Source organism: Sorangium sp. So ce131 (assembly GCF_051519095.1).
GTDB lineage: Bacteria > Myxococcota_A > Polyangia > Polyangiales > Polyangiaceae > Sorangium.
Genome location: NZ_CP150455.1, coordinates 12,725,582 through 12,741,190, shown reverse-complemented (window position 1 = coordinate 12,741,190; position 15,609 = coordinate 12,725,582). Strand labels below are relative to the sequence as shown.

The following is a 15,609-nucleotide window of genomic DNA, read 5'->3' as shown; positions in this document are numbered from 1 at the left end:
TTCAGTCCAGTCGTTCCAAGATGGAGTCGAGCTCGTTCGGCGCGAGCGCGACGTCAGGGAAGTCCGAGGGCGTGTAGCCGCCCGCGTCGGGTGACAGGCAGTGCGCGATCAGCTCCCGCAGGGCGTCGCGGAAGAGCGCGCCGACCTCCGCCACCGTCTCGCGCCGGTACCGCGCGGCGCTGTAACGGAAGGTCGCGTCGAGCCGGCCGTCGTACACGGCCGCGTCGATCTCGATCTCGTACGCGAGCGGGCTGCGCGGGTCGTGCTCGGGGCCGGGCGACTCCGCGGCCAGGGAGAACCGCGCGCCCGCGCCGAGCACCTGATCCCACTGCCCGAGGTAGTTGAACCCGACGCCCGGCGCGGGCAGGCGGCGCAGCCGGTCCGCGATCGCGCCCGCGCCGAGCTCGCGCACCGCGCCGTACGGGAGGCCGCGCCTCGGGACGCGGCGGAGCTGCTCCTTGACCGCCTTGAGCGCCGCGCCCGGCGCAGCGTCCGGCGCGACGTCGAGCACCACCGGGTAGGCGGTCGTGAACCAGCCGACGGTGCGCGAGAGGTCGAGCTCCTCGCCGTCGAGCCCCTCGCGCCCGTGGCCTTCGACCTCGACCGCGACCACGCGCTGCCCGGTCCACCGGCCGAGGGCCAGGGCCAGCCCGGCCAGGAGGAGCTCGTCGACGCGCGTCCGGTACGCCTCGGACGCCGCCTCGAGCAGCGACCGCGTCTCCGCCCCGCTCAGGGCCACCTTGAGCGTGGCCATGGTCGACTCGGCGCGATCCCCGGCGGGATCGTCGACCGGGAGCGGCGCGACCCGATCCCAGGGCAGCCCGAGCCAGAAGGCCGCTTCTTCCTGGAGGGCGGCGTCCTGCGCCGCGGCCTCGAGGCGCTCGGCCCACCGCTTGAACGAGGTGGTCCGGTCGGGCAGCTGCGCCGGCGCGCCGCGCCGGGCCTGGTCGTAGGCGGTCTGGAGGTCGTCGAGCAGGATCCGCCACGAGACGCCGTCGACGACGAGGTGGTGCGCGATGAGCAGCAGGCGCGCCGGCCGGCCCGGCCCGAGGTCGAACGCGACCACGCGGAGCAGCGGCCCCGTCGTCAGGTCCAGGCTGGCCTGCCACCGGGCCGCGTGCGCCTCGAGCACCCGCGGCTGCTCGGCCTCGGGCACGCCGGCGAGGTCCGCCCGGTGCACGGCGGCGTCGATCTCGCCGGGCGCGTGCGCCTGGCGGAAGCCGGCCCCCTCCGGCACGTAGCGCAGCCGCAAGGCGTCGTGATGGGCGAGGAGCGCCTGCACCGCGGTCTGAAGCGCCGGCCAGGCGAGGGGCTCCGCGATCGTGAGCAGGAGCGCCTGGTTCCAGTGGTGGGGGTTCGGCAGATCGCGCGCGAAGAACCGCCGCTGGATCGGGGTCAGGGGGACGTCGCCCGTCGCCGGCTCCTCCCCGGCGGGCGCCGCGGCGGACGAGGCGGCGCTCGCGGCCGCGGCCAGCGCGGCGAGCGTCTGGTGCTGGAACATCTGCCGCGCCGTCACGCGCAGGCCGGCCTGCTTCGCGCGGGAGACGACCTGGAGGCTCAGGATCGAGTCGCCGCCCAGCTCGAAGAAGTTGTCGTCGCGGCCGACGCGCTCGCGGCCCAGCACCGCGGCCCAGATCTCGGCGAGCTGCGCCTCGACGGCCGCCGCGGAGGCAGCGTCCGGCGCGGCGTCGAGGCGCGCTCCTGACTCGTCGAGCTGCGGTGCGGGATCGATCGGCGGCGCGGCCTCGGTCGGCGGCGCGCCCTCGAGGGCCACGCCGGCGCGCGGCGTGGCCTCGGTCGGCGACAGCGCGAGCGCCGGCAGCGGCAGCTCGCCGAGCCGCGCGGTCGGCCGCGCCGCGATCGCCTCCAGCAGGGCGCGGAGGTCGTCCGCCATGCGGCGGATCGTGCGCTCCTCGAAGAGCTCCGTGCTGTACTCGAACGAGCCGCTCAGCCCCTCCGGCGCGCTCGCCATGTGGAGCGACAGGTCGAACTGGGCGCTGCCCGGATCCACCTCGACGTGCCGGAGCTCGAGGCCGGCGAGCGGCAGCGCGCGCCGCGGGGCCTCCTGGAGCGAGAACATCACCTGGAACAGCGGGGTATTCCCGAGGTCCCGCGCCGGCCGGAGCGCCTTCACGAGCCGCTCGAACGGCAGGTCCTGGTGCGCCTGCGCCGCCAGCACCTCCTCCCGCGACCGCGCGAGCACGTCGGTGAAGCGCGGATCCCCGCCGAGGTCCGCCCGCAGCACGAGCGTGTTGACGAAGAGCCCGATGAGGCCCTCGACCTCGACGCGCGTGCGGCCCGCGATCGGCGTCCCGACGCAGAGGTCCGTCTGGCCGCTGTAGCCCGAGAGCAGCGCCTGGAATGCGGAGAGGAGCAGCATGAACGAGGTGACGCCCTGGGCGCGCGCGAGCGCGCCGAGCCCCTCGGAGAGCTCGCGCGAGAGCTCGAACGCGAGGCGGGCGCCGCGGTACGAGCGCGCGGCGGGGCGCGGCCGGTCGGCGGGCAGCCGCAGGACCGGCGGCTCGGCGCCAAGCCGCTGCCGGAAGTACGCGAGCTGCTGATCGAGCGCCGGGCCCGCGAGCCAGGCGCGCTGCCACCGCGCATAATCGGCGTACTGGATCGGCAGGGACGGCAGCGCCGCGGCGCGGCCCTCCGCGTCGGCGGCGTAGAGCTCCGTCACCTCGCGGACGAGGACGTTCATCGACCAGCCGTCCGACACGATGTGGTGGAGGACGACGAGCAGGAGGTGCTCGCGCTCGGCGAGGCGCAGCAGCGCGATCCGGAAGAGCGGCCCGCGGGTCAGGTCGAAGGGCCGGCTGGCCTGCTCCTCGAGCAGGCGCCGCGCCTCCTCCTCGCGCGACGCCTCGGGCACGCCGGCGAGATCCACGACCGCGATCGCCGCCGGCAGCGCGTCGCGCACGACCACCGCCGCCCGGCCGCCCTCGTCCACGAACGTGGCGCGCAGCGACGTGTGCCGGTGGACCACCGCGGCGAAGCTGCGCTCGAGCCGGGCCACGTCGAGCGGGCCGAGCAGGCGCACCGCCGCCGGGACGTTGTAGGACGCCGCGGTCTCCTCGAGCTGCGCGAGGAACCAGAGGCGCTCCTGCGCGAAGGAGAGCGGCAGCGGGCCGCCCCGCGGCCCCGGGACGAGCGGCGGCGCCGGCGTGGACGCCGGGCCGCGCCGGGCCGCCTCCACCGCGCGCGCCTGGGCGGCCACGGTCGGCGTCTCGAAGAGCGCGCGCAGCGGGAGCTCGACGTCGAGCACGCGGCGCACGCGCGAGAGGATCTGCGTCAGCAGCAGCGAGTGGCCGCCGAGGTCGAAGAACGAGTCCTCGACAGAGACCCGCTCCACGCCGAGCACCTCGGCCCAGATCCCGGCGAGCAGCTCCTCGGTCGCCGTGCGCGGCGCCACGTGATCGAGCGCGTCGCCGGCCTCGGGGGCGGGCAGCGCGCGCCGGTCCACCTTGCCGTTCGGCGTGCGGGGGAGCGCCGGCAGCAGCACGAACGCCGTCGGCACCATGTACTCGGGCAGGCGCGCCGCGAGCCACGCGCGCAGCGCCTCGCCGGACGGCGCGGGAGCGCCTGCGGCCACATAGGCGACGAGCCGCTTCACGCCGGGCCGGTCCTCGCGGACGACCACCACGGCCTCCTGCACGGCGGGGTGCTCGGCGAGCCGCGCCTCGATCTCGCCGAGCTCGATGCGGTAGCCGCGCAGCTTGACCTGGTGGTCCCGCCGGCCGACGAACTCGATGGTGCCGTCGTCGCGGTAGCGGCCGAGATCCCCGGTCCGGTAGAGCCGGCGCCCCGGCGCCTGGCTGAACGGGTCGGGGAGGAACGCGGCGGCGGTGCGCCCCGGGTCGCCCAGGTAGCCGCGCCCGACGCCGACGCCGCCCACGTACAGCTCGCCGCACACGCCGACCGGCGCCGGGGCGAGCAGGGGATCGAGGACGTAGAGCCGGAGGCCGTCGACAGGCCGCCCGATCGGCACGTGCGCCTCGTGCGCCGCGGGCGGCGCCGCGATCGCGTGCAGCGCGACGTCGTCCGAGCACTCCGCGGGCCCGTAGGCGTTCATGAGGGGCACCGCGGGGTAGCGATCGAGCCAGGCCCGGGCGAGCGCGGCCGGGAGCGCCTCGCCGGTCGGCAAGACCCAGCGCAGCCGCGCGAGCGCGGGCGGCGCGGGGTGCTCGCGGGCCGCGTCCAGCATGCCCTGGAGCACGGCGGGGACGACCTCGACGACGGCGGTCCCCCGGCGCTCGAGGTGCTCGAGCAGGCGGGCCGGATCGCGCGCGATCTCGTCGGGCACGATGTCGACCACGCCGCCGAAGAGCAGCGCGGTCAAAAGCTGCCAGACCGAGATGTCGAAGCACGCCGACGCCGTCTGCGCGATGACGTCGCCCGCCGCGAGGCCGAGCCGCGGGAGCTTGCTCAGCATGTTGTTGAGCATCCCGCGCCGCTCGACCATCGCGCCCTTGGGCACGCCGGTGGAGCCGCTCGTGTAGATGACGTAGGCGAGGCTCTCGGCGCCGCCGCGCTCCTCCGGGTCCTCGTCGGACGCGGCGTCGCCGGGGGCGCCCTCGGTCGCCTCGATCGCCTCGAGCGTCGCGATCGCCGGCCGGAGCGGCTCGGGCAGCAACGCAAAGGCTCTTTCCAAAGCCCCGCGGTGCCGCTCGCGCGTCAGCACGACGCGGGGCTCGCTCGACGCGAGGATCTGCGCGACGCGCTCGGCCGGGTAGGTGGGGTCGATCGGCACGTAGGCGCCGCCGGCCTTGAACACGGCGAGGATCATGGTGAGCAGCGGGAGGCCCCGGTCGTCGAGCAGCGCCACGCGCTGCTCGGGGCCGACGCCCAGGGCGATGAGCGCGTGCGCCGCGCGGTTCGCCTCGCGGTTCAGCGCGGCGTACGTGCGCCGCTCCTCCGCGCAGGTCGCCGCGACGGCGTCGGGCGTGCGCGCGACCTGGGCGCGGAAGCGCGCGGCGTAGGAGGAGAGGTCTTCCTCGGGCGCGGGCGTCGTGTTCCACGCGACGAGGGCCTGCTGCCGCTCGGCCGGCGTGAGCAGCGGCAGGTCGCCGAGGCGCGCGCCGGGGTTCGCCGCCATGCCCTCGAGCAGCGCGCGGAGGTGGCCGAGCAGGCGCGCGGCGAGCTCGGGCCGGACGCGCGACCGGTCGTAGGAGAGCTTGAGGGGCAGCTCCACGTCCGGCCACGCCATGATCGTGAGCGGGTAGTTCGTGTGGACGCGGTCGCGGACGTCGGCGACCCGGAAGACGATCCGCCCCTCGCGGAGCGCGGGGTCGACCGGCGCGTTCTCGAACACGAAGAGGCTCCGGAAGAGCGGCTGCCCGCGCTCGATCTCGCTCCAGCGCTGGACGTCGACGAGCGGCGTGTGCTCGTGCTGCCGCAGCCCGAGGTTCTTCTCGAGGAGCGCGGCGAGCCACGGCAGGAGCGGCTGCTCCGCGGGGACCGGGACGCGCAGCGGCAGCGTGTTGATGAAGAGGCCGAGGATGGACTCGACCCCGGGCAGCTCCGGGGGGCGCCCGGCGACGGTGACGCCGAAGAGCACCTCGGGCTCGCCGCTGTAACGGCTGAGGAGCAGCGCCCAGGCGCCCTGCACGATCGTGTTGAGCGTGAGGCGGTGCCGCTGGGCCAGCGCGCGCAGCGCGGCCGTGGGCTCCCTGCCGAGCCGGACCGTGAGGTCGGCGATCTCGCCGTGATCCGCGGCGTCCGCGGCGTCCGCGGCCCCCGCCGGCGCGGAGCGCTCCTCGAACCCGAGCGGCGTCGGCGCCGCGAGGCCCTTGAGCGCGGCCCGCCAGAACGCCTCCGCGGCCTCTCGATCCTGCCGCGCGAGCCAGTCGATGTAATCGCGGTAGGGGCGCGCCGGCGGCAGGTTGGGCGTCTCGCCCCGCACCCGGGCCTCGTAGTGGGCGAGGAAGTCCATCATCAGGCTCGACGTGCACCACTCGTCGAGGAGGATGTGGTGGAAGCTGTGCACGAGCTCAAACGTCCGGTCGTCCAGCTGGACGAGGCGCAGGCGCATCACCGGCGCCTTGCCGAGATCGAGGCCCCGATCGAGCTCGTCGCGGAGCTCCGCGGCGAGGCGCGCCTCCTGGGCTTCGCCGGCGAGGCCGCGGTGATCGAGCACGTCGAACGGCAGCTCCACCGCCCGGTGCACGACCTGGAGCGGGCGCTTCTGGCTCTTCCAGACGAAGGAGGTGCGCAGGATAGAGTGCCGCGCCACCACGTCCCGCCAGGCCGCGACGAACTCGTCCCGCCGCAGATCGCCCTCGATGCGGTAGCGGTTCTGCATGAGGTACACGCCCGAGGAGGGGCGGAGCAGCGTGTGGAACAACATCCCCTCTTGCATCGGGGAGAGGGGATAAACGCTCTCGATGTTGGCCGAGGGATCAGGCTTCTTGGACACGGTTCACCTCTGGAGCTCGTCCAGCAGATCGCTCCACTCTTCCGCGGAGAGGCCGGCGTCGGGGGTCTCGGGGGCCGGCGGCGGCGCGGGCTCCGGCGGCGGCTCGGCCGACACGGAGAGCTGCGCCGCGGCCTCGGCCACGGTCGGGTTCTCGAAGAGGAGCTTGGGCGAGAGGCGCAGCCCGCGCTGGGCGGCGCGCGCGATGACCTGCAGCGTGACGATCGAGTCGCCGCCCAGCTCGAAGAAGTTGTCGTGGGCGCCCACCTGCGGGCGGTGCAGCACCTCGGCCCAGACGTCCGCGAGGATGCGCTCGGCCTCGGTCCGCGGCGCGACGTAGGGGCGATGGCCGAGCGCCGCCGCCTCGGGCGCGGGCAACGCGCGGCGGTCGACCTTGCCGTTCGGCGAGAGCGGCAGCCGCTCCAGAACGACGATCGGCGCCGGCACCATGTACGCCGGGAGCGCCTCGGCGACCCAGGCGCGCAGCGCCTCCGGCCAGCCGCGCAGCGCCTCGGGATCAAGCGCCGATCCGTCGCGCCCGGCCACGTACGCGACGAGGCGCTTGCCGCCGTGCGCCTCGTCGCGCGCGACCACGACGGCCTCCTGGACGTCCGGGTGCTGGAGCAGCCGCGCCTCGATCTCGCCGAGCTCCACGCGCAGGCCGCGGATCTTCACCTGGTGGTCGATGCGGCCGAGGAACTCGATGGCGCCGTCGGGCCGGTAGCGGGCGAGATCCCCGGTCCGGTACAGCCGCCCGCCCGGCGCGGCCCCGAACGGATCCGGCACGAAGCGCTCCGCGGTCAGCTCGGGGCGGCGGTGGTAGCCGCGCGCGAGCCCGACGCCGCCGATGTAGAGCTCCCCGGCCACGCCCGCCGGCACCGGCTGGCCGTGCTGGTCGAGCAGGTAGATCTGCGTGTTGGCGATCGGGTGTCCGATCGGCACCGACGCCGAGGCGTCGCCCCGCCGGCACGCCCAGGCGGTCACGTCGATGGACGCCTCGGTCGGGCCGTAGAGGTTGTGGAGCTCCGCCGAGAGCCGCTCGAAGAACCGCCGCGCGAGCTCGGAGGGGAGCGCCTCGCCGCTGCAGATCACCCGCCGCAGCGACCGGCACGACGACACCTCGGGCGTCTCCAGGAACGCCTGGAGCATCGGCGGCACGAAGTGCAGCGTGGTCACGCCGTGCCGGGTGATGAGCTCCACGAGCCGCTCGCCGTCGCGGTGGTCGCCGGGGCGGGCCACGACCAGCGCGGCGCCGGTCATCAGCGGCCAGAAGAACTCCCAGACCGAGACGTCGAAGCTGAACGGGGTCTTCTGGAGCACCCGATCGGCCGCGGTGAGCCCGTAGCGCTCCTGCATCCAGCGCAGCCGGTTGAGCAGGCCGCGGTGGCTGTTGCCCGCGCCCTTCGGCCGCCCGGTCGAGCCCGAGGTGTAGATCGTGTAAGCGAGGCTCTCCGGCGACACCGGCGCCGCGAGGTTGCCCGCCGGCTCCCGGTCGATCTCGGCGCGATCGGCGTCCAGGCAGAGCACCTCGGCGCGGTGCGCCGGCAGGCGCGAGGCCACCGGCCACTGGCTCACGAGCACCGGCGCGCCCGCGTCCTCGAGCATGAAGGCGATGCGCTCGGCGGGGTACTCCGGGTCGATCGGCACGTACGCCGCGCCCGCCTTGAGGATGCCGAGCAGCCCCACCACGAGCTCGACCGAGCGCTCCGCCGCGATGGCCACGAGCCCGTCCGGCCCCACGCCGCGCCGCCGGAGCGCGCGCGCGACCTGGTTGGCGCGCGCGTTCAGCTCCCGGTAGCTCAGCCGCCGCTCCTCGAAGATCACCGCGACCGCGTCGGGGGTCCGCTCCGCCTGCGCCTCGATCACCTCGTGCACCGGCCGCTCGTCCCCGTAGGCGCGCTCGGTCGCGTTCCACTCGGTCGCGACGCGCCGCGCCTCGATCTCGCCGAGCAGCGACAGCTCGCCCACGCGCGCCTCGGGGCGGCCGACGAGCTGCCGCAGCGCCGCCTCCACGAGGCCGAGCAGCGCGGTCGCGCCCTCCTCGTCGAAGCGCCGCCGGTCGTACGAGAGGCGCAGCTGGAGCTGGCCTCCCGGCAGGACCCCGAGGGTGAGCGGGTAGTTGGTCTGGTCCGCGAACGCGACGTCGCGGACCGCGAGCCCGGGCAGGCCCTCCTGCGTCCGGGGATCGGCGGGGTAGTTCTCGAAGACGAGCAGGCTCTCGAACAGCGGCTGTCCCGCCGGGACGGCGCTCCACGCCCGCGCCTGCGCGAGCGGCGTGTGCTCGTGGCGGCCGAGCTCGGTGGTCGTCGCCTGGAGGTCGCGCAGCCAGCCGACGACCGTGGCGGCCGGCGGCACGGCCACGCGCAGGGGCAACGTGTTGATGAAGAGCCCCACCATGGACTCGATCCCCGGCAGCGGGGCCGACCGCCCGGCGACCGTGATCCCGAAGAGCACGTCGTCGCTCCGGGCGGCCCGGCTGAGCACGAGCGCCCACGCGGCCTGGACCAGCGTGCTCGCCGTCACGTGGTGCTGCTGCGCGAAGCGCACGAGGCGCGCCGTGGCCGGCTCCGACAGGGCCGCGGTCTTCGCCCCGTACCCGCCCGCCCCCTCCGCCGGCGGCACGCGCTCGAGCGGCAGCGCCGTCGCCGCGCCGAACCCCGAGAGCGCGCGCCGGAAGAACGGCTCCTCGGCGCTCGCGTCGCGCTCGCGCAGCCAGGCGATGTACTCGCGGTAACGCCGGCGGGCCGGCAGCGCGGCCGCGCGGCCGGCGCGCAGGGCGTCGTACGCGGCGAAGGCGTCCTGCAGCACGAGCGCCGCGGACCAGCCGTCGAGGAGCAGGTGGTGGTGGCTCCACAGCACGACGTGGGCCTCGTCCCCCACGCGGAGCAGCGCGAGGCGCATCAGCGGGCCGCGGGCCAGGTCGAAGCCCCGCGCGCGATCCGCCTCGATCCGCGCGGCGAGCCGCGCCCGCTGCTCCTCGGCCCCGGCGCCGCGCCAGTCCTCGAGCTCGAGCTCCACCGCCGCGGCCGCGCCCGCGCGCCGCACGATCTGGAGCGGCTCGTCGGCGCCCTCCCACGCGAAGGTGGAGCGCAGGACGCCGTGGTGCTCCACCACGGCCTCCCAGGCCCGGCGGAAGGCGTCCGCGTCGAGCGCCCCGAGCAGCCGGCACGTCACCTGCTCGACGTAGACGCCGGTGCCGGGCTCCCAGAGGCTGTGGAACAGGAGGCCTTGCTGGAGCGCGCTCAGCGGGACCACGTCCTCGACGTCGCGGCCGGGCCCGACCAGGCGGTCGAGCCGGCGCTGATCGAGCCGCGCGAGCGGGAAGTCCGACGGCGTGACCCCGCCCGCGTCGGGCCTGCGGCAGTGGGCGGTGAGGTCGCGCAGCCGGGCGGCGAAGTCCTCGCTCAGCCGCTGGATCGTCTCCGGCCGGATCCGGGCGGCGCTGTGGCTCCACGTGATCTGGAGGCGGCCGCCGACGATGGCCGCGTCGACCTCGAGCGCGTACCCCCGCGGCGCCCGCGGATCGCGCTCGGCGCCGGGATCGCCGTCGGCGAGGGCGAACAGCGGGCTCGACGCGAACACGTCGTCCCACTGCCCGAGGTAGTTGAAGCTCACCTCGGGCGCGCGCTGCGCCCGGAGCGCGGCCGCGCGCTCGCCCTCGCCGAGGTAACGGAGCAGGCCGTGGCCGGCCCCGGCGCGCGAGGCGGCGCGCAGCTGCTCCTTCACGGCCTTGAGCGCCTCGCCGCACGAGGCGCCGGGCGGGATCTGGAGCCGCGCGGGGTAGAGGCTCGTGAACCACCCGACCGTGCGCGAGACGTCCGCGTCGGCGAGCGCGTCGCGCCCGTGGCCTTCCAGCTCGACGAGCACGGCGCTGTCCCCCGTCCATTGCGCGAGCGCGCCGGCGAGGGCGGTGAGCAGCAGCTCGTCGACCCGCGTCCGGTACGCGGGCGTCGCCTCGAGCAGCGCGCGGGTCTCGGCCTCGTCGAGCCGGTCGGTGCGGCGCACGGTGGCGCCCTCGAGCCCGGAGCCGGCCGGGTCGTCCGCCGGGAGCGGCGCCGCCGGCCGGTCCACGTCGGCGAGCCACACGTCCGCCTGCCGCGCCACGCCCTCGGACGACGCGTGCGCCGCGAGGCGGCGAGCCCAGGACCCGAACGCGACGGTCCTCTCGGGCAGCCGGCACGGCTCGCCGGCCGCGCGCTGGAGGCAGGCGGTCTGGAGATCCTCGATCAGGATCCGCCACGAGACCGCATCGACGACGAGGTGATGGGCGGCGAGCAGCAGGCGGCCGGGTCGACCGTGGCCGAGGTCGAAGAGCACCGCGCAGAGCAGCGGCCCGTCGGCCAGATGGAGCCGCGCCTGCCGCTCCCCCGCCGCGCGGGCCAGCGCCGCCGCCTGCGCTGCGGCGGGGACCGCCGAGAGGTCCACGCGCACGACCGTCGCGCCCGCAGCGCCCCCAGCGTCCGCGTAGCGCTGCCGCCACACGCCGCCCTCGCAGGTGAACCGCAACCGCAGCGCGTCGTGATGCTCCGCCACGGCCGCGACCGCGGCCTCGAGCACCTCCAGGGCCACCGGCGCGCGCAATTCCAGCAGCACCGCTTGATTCCAGTGGTGCGGGTGCTGCCCGAGGTGCTCGAAGAACCAGCGCTGGACGGGCGTGAGCGGCACGTCGCCCGCGAGCGGCTCGGCCGCCGCGCTCGCGGACGGGGCCGCCGTGGCCGCGGCGGCCAGCTCGGCGACGGTCTGGTGCTGGAAGATCTGCCGGGGCGCGATCGAGAGGCCCGCCGCGCGCGCGCGCGCGACGACCTGGAGCGCGAGGATCGAGTCGCCGCCGAGCTCGAAGAAGTTCTCCCGGACGCCGACCGCATCGCGGCGCAGGAGCTCCGCCCAGATCCCGGCGAGGGCCGCCTCGGCCTCGGTCCGCGGGGCCGCGGGCTCGCCGGCGCCGTCCAGCCGCGGCGCGGGCAGCGCGCGGCGATCGATCTTGCGGTGGGGCGTGCGCGGCAGCTCGTCGAGCAGGACGAACGCCGACGGCACCATGTAGTCGGGCACCTGGTCGCGCAGGGCGCGCCGGAGCTGCTCGGCTTCGACGCCCGGCCCGGCGGCGACGTAGGCCACGAGCCGGCGCTCGTCGGACCGTTCATCGCGCCGGTCGTCGCGCACGACGACGACCACCTCGTGCACGCCGGGCTGCTCGGCCAGCCGGGCCTCGATCTCGCCGAGCTCGATCCGGAAGCCGCGCAGCTTCACCTGGTGGTCCACGCGGCCGGCGAACTCGAGCTGCCCGTCGGCCCGAAAGCGCGCGCGGTCGCCGGTGCGGTAGAGCCGCTCGCCGGGCCGGGTCGCGAACGGGTCGGGCACGAAGCGCTCCGCCGTCAGATCGGGGCGGCGGTGGTAGCCGCGCGCGAGCCCCTGGCCTCCCAGGTACAGCTCGCCGACGACGCTCACGGGCGCGAGCTGCCCCGCCGCGTCCAGCACGTAGGCCCGCGCGTTCGCGATCGGCCGGCCGATGGGGACCGCGACGGCATCGCCGGCGCCGGCGGCCGTCAGATCGCAGGCGGTCGCCACGACCGTGGCCTCGGTCGGCCCGTACGTGTTGCAGAGGCGCACCCGCGGCGTCACGGCGGCGCGCCAGGCGCTCACGCGCTCGGGCAGGGCCGCCTCGCCGCCGATGATCACGAGCCGCAGGCCGGGCGGCACCGCGAGCCCCGCGGCGACCTCCGGGGCCAGGCGGTGCCAGTACATGGTCGGCAGGTCGAGCACCGTGACGCCCCACGCCGCGCACGCGTCGAGGAAGCGCTGCGGCGACTCGAGCATCACCTCGGTGCGCAGCACCAGCGCGGCGCCGCGCGCGAGGCACGGGAAGATCTCCTCGGCGCTCGCGTCGAAGCTCAGCGACGCGAACTGCAGCACGCGGTCCGAGGGCGCGATCTCGTAGAGCGCCGCCGCGGCGTCGACGAAGCCCGCGAGCGCCCGGTGGGGGACGACGACGCCCTTGGGGACGCCCGTCGATCCGGACGTATACAGGATGTACGCCGCCTGCTCGGGCGCCGGCTCCCCCGCCGGCGGCGCCTCGGGCTCGCCGCCGAGGGAGGCCCAGCCGGGGTCGAGCCGGACGAGCTCCGGGCCGGCGGGCAGCGCCTCCGGCGCGTCGCGCCCGGTCACCACGACGCCGATGCCCGCGTCGGCGATCATCGCGGCGGCGCGCTCCCGCGGCGTGTTCGGGTCGATCGGGACGTAGGCGCCGCCGGCCTTGAGCACCCCGAGCACCGCGGCGATCATCTCGATGGAGCGCGGCAGGCACACGCCCACGCGGACCTCGGGCCCCACGCCGAGCCGCAGGAGGCGCTGCGCGAGCTGGTTGGCGCGCCGGTCGAGCTCCCCGTACGTGATCGACCGCTCCTCGTGGACGACGGCCGCCGCGTCGGGGGCGAGCGCCGCCCGCGCCTCGAATTTCCGGTGCACGGCGCGGGGCGCGTGGTCCGGCGCCGCGGCGACGTGCGCGGCCGCGCCCGCAGGGGCCTCCGCGGCCGCGCCTGCGAGCGCGCCCGCGCCCGCGCCCGCGGCCGCGCCCCACCCAAGCGCGCGGCGCTGCTCCTCGGGCGAGATCATCGGCAGCTCGGACAGGCGCGCCGCCGGGTTCGCGGCGGCGCCCTCGAGCAGCCGCGCGAGGTGCGCGGTCAGGCGCTCGATCGTGGCCTGGTCGAACAGGTCGGTGTCGTACTCGACCGCGCCGGCGAGGCCGCCCTCGTCGACGGCCACCTCGAGCGACAGGTCGAGCTGGGCGCCGCCCACGTCGAGGTCGAGCAGGCTCACGCCGAGCCCCGGGATCTCGGGGGCGCCGCGCAGCGCGGGCTGCAGCGCGAAGAGCACCTGGCAGAGCGGCGCGCGGCTCAGATCGCGGGCGGGGCGCACGGCCTCCACGACCTTGTCGAACGGCGCCTCCTGGTGCGCCTGGGCCTCGCGGACCGTCTCGTTCACCCGCCCGAGCAGCGCCGCGAACGTCGGATCGCCGGCGAGGTCGGTCCGGAGCACGACGGTGTTGGCGAAGCAGCCGACGAGCCCCTCGAGCTCGGCCCGGCTCCGGTTCGTCACCGGCGTGCCCACGCTGACGTCGAGCGCCCCCGTGTACCGCGAGAGCAGCGCCTGGAACCCCGCCACGAGCGCCGCGTAGAGGGTCGTGCCCTCCCGCCGCGCGAGGGCGCGCAGGTCGTCGGCGAGCGCGCCGGGCAGCCGGAAGAAGTACCGCGCGCCGCGGTAGCGCTGGATGGCCGGCCGCGGCCGGTCCGTCGGCAGCTCCAGGAGCGCCTCCTGCCCGGCGAGCCGCCGGGTCCAGAAGGCGAGCTGCGGGGCGAGCGCGCCCGACGCCACCCGCTGGCGCTGCCAGTGCGCGAAGTCCGCGTACTGGAGCGGCAGGTCCGGGAGCGGGGACGGCGCGCCCGCGGCGAACGCCGCGTAGAGCGCGGCGAACTCCCCGAGGACGAGGCCCGTGGACCACCCGTCGAAGGCGATGTGGTGGACCACCCAGACGAGGACGTGCTCGTCCTGCTGGAGCCGCGCGAGGAGCAGCCGCAGGAGCGGGCCGCGCGCGAGGTCGAACGGGCGCCGCGCCTCGCGCTGGATGAGGCGCCGCAGCTGCTCGTCGCGCTGCCCCTCGGGCGAGCCGGTCAGGTCGACCCGCTCGAGCCGCGCCGCGCCGTCCGGCCGGACGATCTGGGACGGCTCGCCGTCGACGACGTCGAACGTGGTGCGCAGGATCTCGTGCCTGCGCACGATCTCGGCCACGCACCGCTCCGCCACCCCGACGTCGAGCGCGCCGGTCAGCCGCACGGCGGCGGCCAGGTTGTACGAGGCGCTCTCCGGCTCGAGCTGGGCGAGGAACCAGAGCCGCTCCTGGGCGGAGCTCATCGGGAAGACAAAGACGTCGTCAGCAGCCATGAAAGAACCTCAGTGGGCCGGAGCCCGGTACGGCTCGGCCATCGCGACAAGGACCTTGCGCGGGCCGCGGAAGGGCGCGCGGCCGTGCGCCACCAGCATGTTGTCGACGAGCAGCACGTCCCCTGCTTGCCAGGCGAACTCCACGGCGAGCCGCGAATACACGCCGCGGATCTCGTCGAGCACGGCGCCCTCGATGGGCGAGCCGTCGCCGTAAAACGCGTTGCGGGGCAGGTCGTCTTCGGCGAAGACCGCGAGCAGCCCTTCCCGCGCCGCGGGATCCAGGTTGGAGACGTGGAACAGGTGGGCCTGGTTGAACCACACCTGCTCTCCGGTCCGCGGGTGGGCGGCCACGGCCTGGCAGACCTGGCGCGTGCGGAGCTCGCCGTCGTCCTTCCACTCGCAGGTGATCCCGGCCTGGGCGCAGAAGCGCTCGACCTCGCCCCGGTCGGTCGTGCCAAACACCTTTTGCCACGGCACGTCCAGGCCATTGCCGTAATTGCGCACGTACATGACCTTCCTGGCCGCGAAGCGCTCCCGGATCGGCGCGGGGATGCGCCGGAAGACCTCGCGGCTGTCCGCGAGCGGGGTGCTGCCCCCCTCGGGCGCGGCCTCGGCGCAGTGGAACCAGATCTTGAGAGGCCACTCGAGCGTGTACGACTGCTCGTTGTGGAGCGGGATGTGCTGGTGAGCGGGGTACTCCGTCGACGTGTAGATCTGGCCCTCGAGGCGGGAGCGCGGCGTGGAGCCGAAGGTGTAATCGAGGAGATCCGGGGTGATACGTTTGACGAAGCCCTCGAAGTCGGCGAGCGAGCGGACCGGGAAGCCGCGGAACAACACCGCTCCACGGGCGGTGAGTTCCTGCTCCGCGCACGCCCGGACCGCGGCCGCGAGCTCGGGCGCGGCGGCGCGCCCGAGCGGGCTCACGACGAGCGGCAGCGCCGCGCCGGGGAAATACGAGCGCGAGAGCCCGTCCGCCCCGGCCCGCGGCGCCTCGCTCGAGGAGAGCGCGCCCGCGTCGATCACGACGACCTGCCCTCCGCCTGCGCCGCCATGTGCTTGCGCAGGCTGAGCGGACGCATGTCGGTCCAGACCTCTTTGATGTACTCGAGGCACTCCGCCTTCGGGCCGCTCTTGCCCGCGTCGCGCCAGCCGAGGGGGTTCTCGCGGTACTCGGGCCAGATCGAGTATTGCTCCTCGTGGTTCACGACGACTTTGTAAATGGTGTTGTCTTCCTGTTCTTCGTTCGCCATGGGGTCCTCCGT

Annotated in this window: 4 protein-coding genes; all 4 read right to left on the bottom strand. The window is 75.7% G+C overall.

The genetic code is table 11. The annotated features are described in order from the left end of the window. Position 1: 1 nt before the first annotated feature. From WMF43_RS46320 to WMF43_RS46305, 4 genes are read right to left on the bottom strand one after another with little or no spacing between them, the layout of a single operon-like run. A complete protein-coding gene (locus WMF43_RS46320; RefSeq protein WP_437675105.1) occupies positions 2–6,415 on the bottom strand; it encodes an amino acid adenylation domain-containing protein in 6,414 nt (2,137 codons plus the stop codon). A 3-nt stretch (positions 6,416–6,418) separates the two neighbouring features. After that, positions 6,419–14,347, bottom strand: coding sequence for an amino acid adenylation domain-containing protein (locus WMF43_RS46315; protein WP_437675103.1), 7,929 nt, complete (start codon positions 14,345–14,347; stop codon positions 6,419–6,421). Between the two features lie 9 nt (positions 14,348–14,356). Next, positions 14,357–15,370 (bottom strand): TauD/TfdA family dioxygenase, encoded by a 1,014-nt coding sequence (locus tag WMF43_RS46310; protein WP_437675101.1) that lies wholly within the window; start codon positions 15,368–15,370, stop codon positions 14,357–14,359. Next, positions 15,367–15,597, bottom strand: coding sequence for an MbtH family protein (locus WMF43_RS46305; RefSeq protein WP_437675099.1), 231 nt, complete (start codon positions 15,595–15,597; stop codon positions 15,367–15,369). The genes WMF43_RS46310 and WMF43_RS46305 overlap by 4 nt, the downstream gene beginning before the upstream one ends. Positions 15,598–15,609 lie beyond the last annotated feature (12 nt).

Bases quoted from the DNA above. Each gene is read 5' to 3' on its own strand.
- WMF43_RS46315 (WP_437675103.1), bottom strand. From the start codon at position 14,347: ATGGCTGCTGACGACGTCTTTGTCTTCCCGATGAGCTCCGCCCAGGAG.
- WMF43_RS46305 (WP_437675099.1), bottom strand. From the start codon at position 15,597: ATGGCGAACGAAGAACAGGAAGACAACACCATTTACAAAGTCGTCGTG.